Annotated in this window: 5 protein-coding genes; 4 read left to right on the top strand and 1 reads right to left on the bottom strand. The window is 38.8% G+C overall.

The genetic code is table 11. The features are described 5' to 3' along the window. Positions 1-26 precede the first annotated feature (26 nt). The gene (locus ACRD7B_RS11060) at positions 27-797 is read left to right on the top strand and encodes a hypothetical protein (protein WP_430824615.1); all 771 of its coding nucleotides are present in this window, start codon (positions 27-29) and stop codon (positions 795-797) included. A 223-nt stretch (positions 798-1,020) separates the two neighbouring features. Continuing rightward, positions 1,021-2,085 (top strand): hypothetical protein, encoded by a 1,065-nt coding sequence (locus ACRD7B_RS11055; RefSeq protein WP_430824614.1) that lies wholly within the window; start codon positions 1,021-1,023, stop codon positions 2,083-2,085. An 8-nt stretch (positions 2,086-2,093) separates the two neighbouring features. Here ACRD7B_RS11055 and ACRD7B_RS11050 read toward each other — a convergent pair whose 3' ends face one another. Beyond that, positions 2,094-2,459 (bottom strand): LytTR family DNA-binding domain-containing protein, encoded by a 366-nt coding sequence (locus ACRD7B_RS11050; RefSeq protein ID WP_430824613.1) that lies wholly within the window; start codon positions 2,457-2,459, stop codon positions 2,094-2,096. Positions 2,460-3,141: 682 nt separating this feature from the next. Between ACRD7B_RS11050 and ACRD7B_RS11045 the strand changes: the two genes are divergently transcribed. Further along, a complete protein-coding gene (locus ACRD7B_RS11045; RefSeq protein ID WP_430824612.1) occupies positions 3,142-12,381 on the top strand; it encodes an Ig-like domain-containing protein in 9,240 nt (3,079 codons plus the stop codon). Between the two features lie 209 nt (positions 12,382-12,590). After that, positions 12,591-12,914, top strand: coding sequence for a MazG nucleotide pyrophosphohydrolase domain-containing protein (locus ACRD7B_RS11040; RefSeq protein ID WP_430824611.1), 324 nt, complete (start codon positions 12,591-12,593; stop codon positions 12,912-12,914). Positions 12,915-12,969: the final 55 nt, after the last annotated feature.

The raw sequence follows: 12,969 nt of genomic DNA, 5'->3' as shown, positions 1-12,969 counted from the left end.
TGCCAAATTTAAGAAGTAAATACCAAATGGATCAACACATATTTAGTTTTAAAACGGATATAGTAAGAATAAGTATTCCTGAAAAAATGAATAATCCATTTGCTATGGAAATTCCTGAAATTGTAAAAGTTGCAGCGAAAGAGTTTCAAGCATTTATTAGTTCCGAATCAAAAAATTGGGAGCACGACTTTAGAGTTAAGAAAGGGAAAATGTTTGGAATATTGGTGGTTCAAAAGACAAATGGTAGTTATGCGTTTTTAGGAACCAATTCTGGTAAATTACCTGGAAATGTTGAATGTAACAGGTTTGTTCCTTCGGTCTTTGACGATTCTACAGATGACTACTTCATTAATAGAGGCATGAAAGAGCTTAGTGAAATTGGCAATAAGATAAAAGAGACCAATAATGAATCAAAGATTAAAGAACTGACAGAAAGAAGAAAACAAAAATCCTTTGCTTTGCAGCAGCAGCTTTTTGAGAATTATCGTTTTTCAAATATTAATGGACATGAGCAGAATGTGTTGCAAATATTTGAACTTTCAAGGCATGGTAAACCTCCGGCAGCGGCTGGAGAATGTGCCGCACCTAAATTGCTACAATATGCTTTTAAACACCAATTAAAGCCAATAGCATTAGCAGAGTTTTGGTGGGGCAAGTCAACTAAAAATGAGGAAAGGGAGCACAAACATTTTTATCCAGCCTGCAGAAATAAGTGTCGCCCAATTTTAGAATATATACTGAATGATACTGATTTATTTAAGCAAGGCAATGCATATCAACAAAAAAACCAAAATTAGTTGATGAGTTGTTTTAGAATAAGTAATACCAATTGTATTCCAAAATGATTGATAAATCATTTTGCTAATTACAATAGCCTGTCCCGATTTTTTCGGGAGTTAATACCGATACAAAAGCACAGATTGATTTTTTTATCAATCGTTTTGGTTTGTAAACGGTATAAAATGGCCGCTTGTTAAATAAAGCTTTGAGCCTAGTACCTAAAATGAAAAGAGATTGAAAATGAAATATAATAAAAAGCAAGGCTATTTTCTTAGCAATACAATAAGTGAATGGGAAACAAATGGAACTATAAATAAGGAGACAGCAGACACCTTACGAAATAGCTATTCAACCCGAACTTTCGATTATAAGAAATTGGCGGAATATTCATTTTGGATTGCGATAATTTGTGCGATTATTTCGGTTGGTGCAATCGTTGCTGACGATTTGTTAATCGATTTGATTGAAAGCCTTTTTTCTTCTTCAAATATGGGATTGAGCTCGGCCTTTGCCGTTCTTTCAGCAGTAATTTATTACCTGGGATTAAAAAGGCGACAAAAAAGACCAGAGAAAATCTTCAGTAATGAAGTCATTATTTTTGCAGGTGTCCTTTTTACAGCTGCTTCAATTGCGTATTTTGGTAAAGCAATAGACACAGGTAGTGGACATTTTTCAATCCTATTTTTATTATCAACTGTCATCTACTCATGTTTAGCTCTTTGGTTTCCTTCACAACTTGTTTGGATTTTTGCACTGGTATCGCTTGGTAGTTGGTTTGGAACAGAAACAGGCTATATGTCTGGCTGGGGAGCTTACTTTCTCGGAATGAATTATCCTTTACGATTTATTCTTTTTGGCAGTGTCCTGGTTGGGATAAGCTTCCTGTTTAAAAACTCTAAACTCTACGCCTTCTATAAGTCCACTTACACCATGGGACTATTGTACCTTTTCATTTCTTTATGGATTTTGTCCATTTTTGGTAACTATGGCGATATGGACAGTTGGTACAAGGTGAAACAAATTGAGTTATTTCATTGGGGATTGCTTTCTGCATTGGTGGCTATTGTTGCCATTTATTATGGACTGAAACAGGATGATTACACTTCAAGAAGTATTGGAATTACCTTTTTATTTATCAATTTATACACTAAGTATTTTGAATATTTTTGGGACACTACTCACAAAGCATTGTTCTTTTTTATTCTGGCCGCATCGTTTTGGTTCATAGGTCAGAGAGCAGAAAAGATATGGAATTTGGAGTTCTTAAAAAAAGACAAGCAAATTGAAGATCGAAATGAAGTTTGATAGTGTATTTAATTAGTACTAGCAAATGCAGTCTTTCCGATATGCTCATTAAATTCAGCTACTCTTCTCCGGGATAAGGGAATAATAGACTTATCTTCCATGACAATAAACTTCTCTTTGATGTTATACTCATACATATAATTTAGGTTGATTATATGCGATTTATGGCTGCGGAAAAAGCAGGCAGGTAAATCACCTTCAATTTGCTTCAGCAAAGAGTTCAGTTTTATTTGTTTCGATCCTAATATATTGGCGGTGGTTGCACTTCCGTCCGATTGAATCGAGATGATTTCTTCGGGTCTTAAAAATATATAACCCGTATTTATTGATAAAGGTATCTTGGTACTATTGCTGGCGATGGATACTGTTGTCATTTACATGTTTTTGATATTTACACTTCAATTTTAGTTTTTCTGTTGTTTTAAATAATATGCTTGTAATCGAAGTTGACTTGATACACAACTTAATACTCACAAGTTATGTTATTTTTTTTATAAAGTAAATCTTCTTTGTTCAATTATATAATAAAAATATGGGTTAATAAGGTCATTACCTTAATAGGGCTTTGTTACATTCCTTCAATATCGTTTAAGCCCAAAAATATTTTAATTATTTTTTATTGCTTATGATCTTTACTTTATCAAATTGAGACACTGTGTGTTGAAAGTGTTTTCTGCACTTACACAATTTAGGTTAGAGAAAAATATTTAATTTTTTTATTCGGAGTCTTATGGATAATCAAAAGTTGGTCATCTGAAATAATCGGTAAGTATTTAAAAATAAAAGGAAATTAGCCCGAAAATTCTACTATTGACTTCCTCTATTCATTGTTATACCTTTTTTTTCCAATTTTTCAGAGATGAGAATCTAATGCTATTAAGCAAAGTGTTTTAGCATGATACTGTCGATTGGATATAGAACACAATAAATAAATTAAGTAACCAATAAACCTAAATTTTATGAGAAAACTATTTCTTATAAGGGGGAGTCCTCACCTCTAAATTCAAACAATCATCCAAATTATTCAATTATTTATTCACTCCTATTTATTAACTTATGAAGAGAATTTACAAGCTAATTTCACCACTTCTTTTTGTAGCTCTTATTATTGCAAGCACCTCTACTGCGCTTGCTCAAAAAGGATACGAAGAAGGAGTCATCCGAATTAAGTTTAAAGAGACACAAGAAGCTCGTTTGGAAAGTATGACGATGCTTAAAAGTTCAGATGGAATTGTACAGACGGGTATTGCATCTGTCGATCAGTTAAATGTAAAGTACAAAATATCTAATTTGAAAAGGGTATTTCCTTACGCAGGCAAATACGAGAAGAAACACAAAAAGTATGGACTTCACCTTTGGTACGAGCTAGAAGTTGATTCTAAAGCTGATGTCAGAAGGACTTCACAGGCATACCAACAATTGTTGGAAGTTGCCCTGGCTGAAGCTGTCCATGAAAAAAAGTTTGGTTTCAATAGCGAAGAGAACGGTGTTGGTCAAAGTTCACTAATTGGTGGTGCCAACGATGAAAGGTACCCCGAACAATGGCATTATAACAATACTGGTCAAACAGGTGGTACCGCTGATGCTGATGTGGACCTTCCTGAAGCATGGGCCATTCAAACGGGTAGTACCGATGTAATCGTTTCTGTTCACGATGGTGGAATAGATGGTAGTCATCCGGATCTGGATGGTAATCTATGGACCAACCCTAACGAAATAGCCGGCAATGGTATCGATGACGACAACAATGGCTACATTGATGATGTTCATGGTTATAACTTTGCTGATGGAACAGGAACAATACCTGCAGGTGACCATGGTACACATGTTGGTGGCACGGTTGCAGCTGAAACTAATAACGAAATTGGTATGGCTGGTGTTGCCGGTGGTACAGGTGCTGACGATGGCGTTCGCTTAATGTCATGTGTTTGTTTTGGTAATACAGGTAATGGTGGCTTCGAAGACTCCTATATTTATGCGGCTGATAATGGCTCAGTTATTTCTCAAAATAGTTGGGGCTACAGTAGTCCTGGTGTCTTTGACCAAGTATTGCTCGATGCAATCGACTATTTTATAGCAGAGGCAGGTAAAGATGAAAATGGCAATCAAGTTGGCCCAATGGCTGGTGGTATTGTTATTTTTGCAGCTGGTAACGATGGTCAGAATGACGAGTGGTATCCGGGTTATTACGAGCCAATTTTAGCCGTAGCTGGTACCGATCACAACGATAATAAATATACAAGTTCTAACTTTGGTGCATGGGTCGAAATGGCTGCTCCTGCTGTTAATGTAGCAAGTACAGTTCCTGGTAATTCATATGCTAATTTTAGTGGAACATCCATGGCATGTCCTCACGTGTCGGGTGTTGCGGCTTTAATTGTTTCTCAATTTAAAGACGATGGTATCACTCCTCAGCAGGTTTGGGACAGATTAGTTTCGTCAACCGATCCATTAAGCTTTGATGGTGCCGATGATTGGGGAACAGGTCGTTTGAATGCTTTTAAAGCCTTGGCCGAGGACGATGGAATGGCACCGACCGACATAGTTGATGTAATGGTTGGAGATGTGTCTGCCATTAATGTTGCCTTAAGCTGGACAGCTCCTGCTGATCAACCTGATAACTACCCTGCTGTAACTTACGATTTAAGATATTCGCTTAATCCAATTGCTGCCGATAATTTTGAACAGGCCACTCAAATTGATGGTCCTGTTCCAATGGCTCCAGGTGAGATGCAGAATTTCACAGTAAAAGGTTTAAGCCCGGGAACAATGTATTATTTTGCCTTAAAATCATCTGATTTCTTTGGTAATACATCTGGTATTTCTAATACGGTAAGTGCAACTACTTTGCCTGCACCTGAAGTTGTAGTGGAAGGTACACCTGATGTGGCTATCGATTTAGAATTAAATCCGGTTGCTTCAGCTCCATTTACCATTCAAAATCAGGGAACAGTAGATCTTACATTTAATGTTTTCCCAGTTTATAATGATGGTGGATTAACACAAACGCAAAGTAACCTGCTTTATCCTGGTAAAGATGAGCCAGTATTGGTTAATATCGAAAATAACCAACAAGGTGAATTAAGTGCTCAATCATCCACTAATAATACGACGGTTAGACAATTATCATTTGAAAATGAAGTGGCTAATTCTATTATTTATGACAATGGTGATGAAGAAGCTGATGGTACTATTGCGGTAACAGCTAGTGGTACTCCGGTACAGTGGATGGCAAGTTCTTCTTTAGTTGTGCCTGATATGGGTGGTGAGAAATTTATTCTTTCCCATGTAAGTGCCTTTATCGAAGCTTCTGGTGCTGCCAGTTCAAAACCAACGGGCCTATCTGTTGTTTTGGGTGGGGATACACCATCGCAAGGTGAATTAGTATTGATGCAGGAATTTAATAATATCATTGGTGCACAATATGTGACTGTTGCCCTTGAAATGCCTATTAGCCTCGAAACGGGCGATAAGGTTTGGGTGGTATTTGATTATCCTGATGTTCCTTTACGTTTAGGTTACGATGATGTGGCAGGCGGAAGTAGACCTGGTGCAAATTTAGTTTATCTAAATAGTGCATGGGAAGATATTCAGAACCAACCTAACTGGGGTAACTATGTATGGAATGTAAGAGGTATTCAGTCTTCATTGCAAGGTTTAACACTTGATGTTTCAGAAGGTACCGTTGCTAGTGCCTCTTCTCAAGAAATTCAGGTTACTTACGATGCCGAGGGTGTAACAACCAATGGTGAGCACGACTTCAATATTTTTGTATTGAGTAACGATCCGCTTAATCCGGTAACAAAAGTGGAAGCGACTGCTACGATAACTGGAGCTCCAAACCCAGCATTGGAAGTAACACCTATGGAAATAAATGCTTCCGTTGACGTGAACACTAATCCTGTTCAAGTTGAAACGCTTACCATTGCAAATAACGGTAATGCTGAGTTACAGTACGACTTTACTGGGCCAGTGGTTGATCAAAGCTATCACATTCCTGCCGTTACAGGTCATTATCCCAAAGGCATGGCGGCCAGTACTCTTGGTATAGCTCCTAAGGTGAGTACCGAAACCAACTCCTCTTTACCTGTTGCACAATTAGCAGGTTCTATGGCTTATGGTATGGAAGTGTACCCGGGTAAGTTCTTTATGTCATTATCGACGGATGCGCCAGGTACTTATACAAGTTCAAGCGCTGTGACCTATACAGCCTATGCAGGTGACTTTGCTCAGGGTGACGATCAGCACATGTACATTGTTGATCATGATGAAAGTATGTTGAAAAAGCTCAACATCGAAACGGGTGCTTTAGAATCAATAGGGGCAACCTTGCAATTTGCTGATTTAGCTTGTGATAAAACATCTGGCGTGATGTACGCGAGTAATTATTCTGAGCCTGTGTCTGAGCTTTATACCATTAATCTTTCAACTGGTGCCGCAACTAAAGTTGGTGACATGGGCGAAGGCATTATGGTATCCATTGCTTGCGATGGCGAAGGAAATCTTTGGGGACTCAACCTGGATGATAACATTTATGCCATTGATAAGAACGATGGTCATATGACCTTGGTTGGTAATTCTGGTTTCGATCCTAATTATGCCCAAAGTATGGCATGGGATCCGGCAACCGACCTTGTTTATTTAGCTGCCTATAACAATGCTTCTGATGCGGGCGAACTAAGAGTGCTTGACACAGAAACAGGTGCCACTGAATTAATTGGTGCTTTCCCTGGAAATGCAGAAGTAACAGCATTTGGCTTCCCAGGTGGTGGAGGATCAGATTTTATTTCTGTGGAGCCTTTAGCCGGAACAGTGGCTGCAGGAGCATCAACTACTATTAATGTTGAAATTGATGCAACAATGCTTCCAAACGGTGAGCATGCTTCATCATTAACATTATACACCAACGATATTAATAAGCTGTCTACAACTATTCCTGTGAATGTTGAGGTGAGTGGGCAAACGGGTGAGATTGTGATTGCAGAAGAAATGATTGAGATGGGAACTGTATTTGTCAATGACAAAAAAGAAGTGCCATTCTTCATTAGTAATTCAGGAATTGGTGATCTGACCATCGCTTCAATTACTGGAACCACTTCGTTGTTTACCACTGATCTTACCGAGGAAAAGGTATTATCAACAGGTGATTCATTGCTTGTTAAGTTGGTTTTTAAATCGAATTTCTTAGGTCAGTTCAACGATGTATTAACGGTAAGCAGCAACGATCAGTCTACACCAACGGTTAATATTACGGTTACGGCAAATGCTATTTCGCCACCGGTCATTTCGCTTGAACCAGCCCAAACTGAGATTGATATGGATGCTGGTCAGCTACGAGTTGAACGATTTACAATCAAAAATACCGGATTGTATCCACTGCAATACTCAATGCCGGCTGTTGCCTTAAATCAACTATTGGCTAATCCTGATGTTGTTCAAAACAATACGTCTCGTATTGATGACATGACACAGATGAGCGAAAAAGGTGTTACCGATACACGTAAAGGTAATCCTGTTTTACTCGGCGCAGGTGGGCCTGACGATCAAGGTTATGCCTGGATTGATAGTAAAGAAACTGGTGGTCCTGTCTTTGTATGGACAGAGATTTCTGAAACAGGTATTGAAGTAGCGCCCGATAGTGATGATGGAGCTGAGCAGATAGAATTACCATTTGCCTTTAAATTCTATGGCGAGTCTAAATCTGCTGTAACAATTGCTTCCAATGGCTTCCTTACTTTCGGAACAGAATTGGGAACCTTTGGTGGTTATTCCAATAAACAAATTCCAACTTCTGGTGCACCGGACGATTTGATTGCCCCATTCTGGGACGATTTACGACCATCGGCTCGCAGAGGACAAGTGTTCTATCAAGCTTCGCCTGACAAATTTATTGTTCAGTATCACGAGGTAGGTACGTGGAGTAGTTCAACTGGTACAATCACTTTCCAGGTGGTGCTTTATCCGAATGGAAACATTGAGTATTTATACAAAGATGTGACACTTGCTAATAGTGAAACCGCTACTGTAGGTACTGAGAATATGGATGGCAGCATTGGTTTACAGGTAGCATTTAATACGGCTTTTGTGGAAAGTAATATGGCTGTATTGATCTTCCCTGGAAAAACACCATTTGATGTGTCTGTTAGTCCATTGTCAGGAATTGTTCAGCCTAACCAGGAGCAAAGTATTGATGTTACAATTGATGCAAGCGAATTGGTTGAGGACAGTTACATTAACGAATTACTTATTTCAAGTAACGATCCGCTTCGACCTGAACAAACTTTTACAACACTCTTGAATGTTAAGGGATTCCCAAAAATTGGAGTAAATCCTGAGAGTTTAGTTTTCGAACCTATTTTCCAGAATTTGACGGCTCAACGAACCTTCAATATCGAAAACACAGGAAGCAAGGACTTAAACATTAGTTCTATTACTTCAAGTGATGCTTCGTTTACGGTTGATTTTGAGAGCCCGATTAATTTGGCTCCGGAAATGAGTAAATCCTTTATTGTGACTTACACAGCTTTAAACATTGGTGAAACCACTGCTGACATCATTATTAGTAGTGACGATACTTATGGTAACGAAGAAGTAAGTGTAGCAGTTTCAGGAACTGGTATTGTTCCTCCTGAAATTGGAGTAAGCACTACACCATCTCCTGTAGAGGTAATTATCCCGGCTGGCGAAATGCAAAGCATTGAAGTGGCCATTGCAAATACGGGTGGCTCTGACTTAGCTTATACTTTAGTTAAACCTTTCTACTCTAAGGTAGGCGAAGTAACGCAAAGCAGTCATACTCCTGCGCCTGCATTGGCTTCAAAAGACGATCAGGATACCAGAATTGGTGATGCAGTTCAACACAGTAAAGGTGGGCCGGATATGTTCGGTTATACCTGGTTGGATAGTGATGAAAGTGCTGAGGTGATGTATGAGTGGATGGAAATTAGTGGAATTGGTACCAAGCTTGACTTAGGTGGCGATGATGGTGTCTTTGTTGATCTACCATTTAGCTTCCCATTCTATAATGGTATGTACGCGCAAATGCAAGTGGCTTCCAATGGCTTTATTACATTTGGAACTGAGCTTGGCTCAATTGGTGGATTCTCAAATCAGGATATTCCTGATAATAGCGATCCTAATACACTGATAGCTCCACTTTGGGACGACATTGAACCTCAAAATGGCGATGGTGTGTATTACTATAGCACAAGCGATTATGCGGTGGTTCAGTACAACCAAGTACCTGCATTCTTGGGCAGTACTTATGCTACTTTCCAGGCTATCATTTATGCCAATGGTGACATCCGATTCCAGTACAAAGATGTTGAATCTTATTCTGGCGTTGAGAAATCAACCGTTGGTATTGAAAATGAAGATGGAACAGATGCCTTATCTGTTGTATTCAACAATACTTACCTGAAAAATGAACTGGCCTTGTTAATCAAGAGTCCGTTTGTAACCGGTGTTGTTGCGCCAGGTGTTACTAGCAATGTTGAGTTGGTATTTGACGCTACAGATATGTACGATGGTATTTACGAAGCACCATTGAAGGTCTTAAGTAACGATCCTGCATCGCAATATGTAGAAATACCTACTTCGTTGACAGTTATTGGTATACCTGAAATTACTTTGAGTACTGATATGATGGTATTTGATCCTATTTACTTTATGGATGATCAAGTCAATACGGTTGCTCAGGAATTAATGATTACCAATACAGGTACTAAAGCGCTCGAAATAGAATCAGTGTACTTCATGCACGAATCGGAAGTATTTGCTAAGGATAAAGACGGAGCATTTACACTTCAACCAGAAGAAGAGTTGATGGTGAATGTAAGCTTTACGCCAAATGCTGTTGGTTCATTTTCTAATAAACTAAAAGTGGCTTCTAATGATGAAGATATGGCTTTAGTATGGGCCGAACTACAGGCAGAGGCAATTGCCCCTCCAGTGGCAACCTTAAATCCAACAAGTACTTTGAAACTGCATTTACGTTCCGATGAAAGTGTTTCATCCATAAGTACAATTGGTAATGAAGGTGCAAGCCTATTAAACTTTGATGCTAATGTCGTTTATCTACCAGATGGATTTGGTGAGACAACAGCTGTTAGTCCGATCTATCAGCGAAATGATGTAAATGTAAATACACAGCGTTCATTTGCACAAGGTGGCAGATCGCTAAGGTATCAGCAAGCGGCAGTAGAAACAGCTTCGTTCATTAATTCAATTATCTACGATCCAGAAGTGGCTCCGGATGATTATTATGGATACAATGGATCAGCTGCTTACAGTGCAGCCAACAAGTTTACGGTAACAAGTAGCACATTTAAACTAACACATATTGCTAACTATTATCAGAACTTTGATGTTACTGATGCAGTTGTGCTTGAAATTTACAAAGGCGGTACTCTACCTGCTGAAGGTGAATTGATAGCCACACAAGCCTATACACATGCCGAAGCTTCAGGTGGTGCTAATTGCTTCATCGAACTAAATACAGCTCTACAATTTGTTAATGGTGATGAGTTCTTCGTTGTGATGCATTATCCACAAGCTATGACCTTCCCTGCCGGATTTAATAATGGCATTGCAGGTGTTGAAGGCGTATCGTACTGGTACGATACTAATTCAGCTACATGGTTGAACGAAGACCCTGGTTATGTATACAAGATCAGAGCTTACGAAGCAGCTGGCTCGGTACAAGGCGAATGGTTGAACCCAAGTTTACTTACTGGTGAGGTAGAAGCAGGAACAACGCTTGATAACACGCTTTATGTTGATGCAAATGCAGCAAAAGGTGGATTTAATTATGCGAAAGTGGTTTACAATACCAATGATCCACTTAATTCTACTTTCGAATATCCGGTTGAATTGTATGTGAATCAACTTCCTGTTACTATGAAAGCCGCTGATGAACTAGTGGTTAATGAGGGACAAGTTGTTGAAACTATTTTCGAAGTGGTTGACCCAGAAGGCGGGGTACTTGAATTTGCAGTTGAAAATTCGAATGAATTTATGACGATGCAGGTGGATGGTAACTTTGCAACTGTAACTTACTCGCCTGATTACGAGCAGGCAGGTACATACGGATTTATAATGCACGTTACGGATGATATGGGTGAAAGCATTAGTCTGCCATTTACCATTGTTGTGAATAATGTCAACAGAATGCCTGTTGTTCTTGAAGATGTGATGAGCAAATTGTATTTCGTTGATGATGCCAGAGATCAAATAGATTTAAATAACTATTTCATTGATCCTGATGGAGAAGACTTGGTATTTACTGCATATGCCAGTTCGTACGACGCATTCGATCTTGAAGTGCATGGAAGTGTTCTAAGCATTACACCAAGAGATTTGGGTACAGCTGTGGTAACCGTGCTGGCTACCGATCCGGAAGGCGCACATACAGCTATTACCTTTAATGTGCGTGTGCGAGCTGTTGAAAATCATGCACCAGAGTTAGTAACTCCTTTGGATAACATCATGATATGGCCTGAGGAATCACTTAGCTTGGATCTAGGCAATCATTTTGTTGATCCTGATTGGGATGAGATGACTTATAGCTTTACGCTTTCAGGCACAGCATCGGTGAATGTGAGTTTAAATGCCAATATGATGTCCATCAATCCTTATCAGACGGGAATGGCTGTACTTACTATTTATGCTGATGATAGCCGTGGTGGTGTAACTGCCACAACTGTTGGTGTAATTGTGTTAGGTGATGCCAATGGTGCACCATACCTTGTAAATATGCTGGATAATAGAAGCTATAATGTTTCTGACTCGAAAGATAACATTGATCTTAACGAGGTATTTGCTGATCCTGAAAATGACAATTTGACTTTCATAGCAAAAGTTACTAAAGGAGAATCTGTTGAGGTAGAAATTGTGGATAATGTGTTACAAGTTAACCCACTTGCAGAAGGAACAAGCGAAATAATTATTTATGCCAGTGATGAGCAGAGTGGAATAGCTTATACAAGCTTTAACGCTGAGGTAGGAAGTATTGCAACCAAGCTTGATGAAGTTAGCATCGATGCCGGGTTAATCAACTATCCGAATCCAGTTGTTGAATCAACTACATTTGCCTACAACATTGAAACGGGTGGCGATGTTAGAATCGAAATTGTAGACCTGAAAGGTAATACAGTGGATGTTCTGATAGCGAAAAACCAAACAAGTGGTGAGCATAAAGTAGTTTATAAGGCCCACAAATTAGCCAGTGGAATGTATTTCTACCGACTAATTGTGAATGGTGAAGCTATTCATACGAACAGAATGGTTGTGAAATAAACACTTGTCAATGATCTACTGATAAATTAATTCGGGAATCTATATTTAAGGCCATCTGCTTCGTGCAGGTGGCTTTTTGTTGGTATATTGAAGTCAGGTGTTAGGGGGATAGGTTTTAGTTTGTGATTAAGGAGCTAGGATGTGGGCTTTATTATACACCTATTCCATTGAGAAAAAAGAAATATAATATTAACACAAAATAGTAGAGTGTGAAAGATTTAGAACTAAGGGAAAAACCAACATTAAAGGATTATCAGGAATATGTAAATATGCTTGAGGTGCAAAGAGGCTTTATTGATCAGGATGTGATAGTGAAAGGTTTGTTGCTAGGAGAGGAAATAGGCGAACTATTTAAGGCCATCCGTAAGACAAACAAAATTAAAACCGATATTAACGCTAACGTTGGTTCTGTAAAAGAAGAACTTGCTGATATATTAATCTACCTGTGTTCTATTGCTAATCGTTATGATATTGATTTAGAAGAGGCATTTCGAGAAAAAGAGGAAATAAATAAAAAGAGAGTGTGGAAATAAAGTTTAAAAGTCTCAGCTAGCGCGGAGTGTGCCACCTGTTTTTGTTCCTAATCAA

Source organism: Carboxylicivirga fragile (assembly GCF_050589805.1).
GTDB lineage: Bacteria > Bacteroidota > Bacteroidia > Bacteroidales > Marinilabiliaceae > Carboxylicivirga > Carboxylicivirga fragile.
The sequence above is the reverse complement of the archived record's forward strand: the minus strand, read 5'-3'. Positions and strand labels throughout refer to the sequence as shown.

Excerpts from the sequence above, each read along its gene's own strand:
- ACRD7B_RS11055 (WP_430824614.1), top strand. The coding sequence starts at position 1,021 with ATGAAATATAATAAAAAGCAAGGCTATTTTCTTAGCAATACAATAAGT.
- ACRD7B_RS11045 (WP_430824612.1), top strand. The coding sequence starts at position 3,142 with ATGAAGAGAATTTACAAGCTAATTTCACCACTTCTTTTTGTAGCTCTT.
- ACRD7B_RS11060 (WP_430824615.1), top strand. The coding sequence starts at position 27 with ATGGATCAACACATATTTAGTTTTAAAACGGATATAGTAAGAATAAGT.
- ACRD7B_RS11050 (WP_430824613.1), bottom strand. The coding sequence starts at position 2,459 with ATGACAACAGTATCCATCGCCAGCAATAGTACCAAGATACCTTTATCA.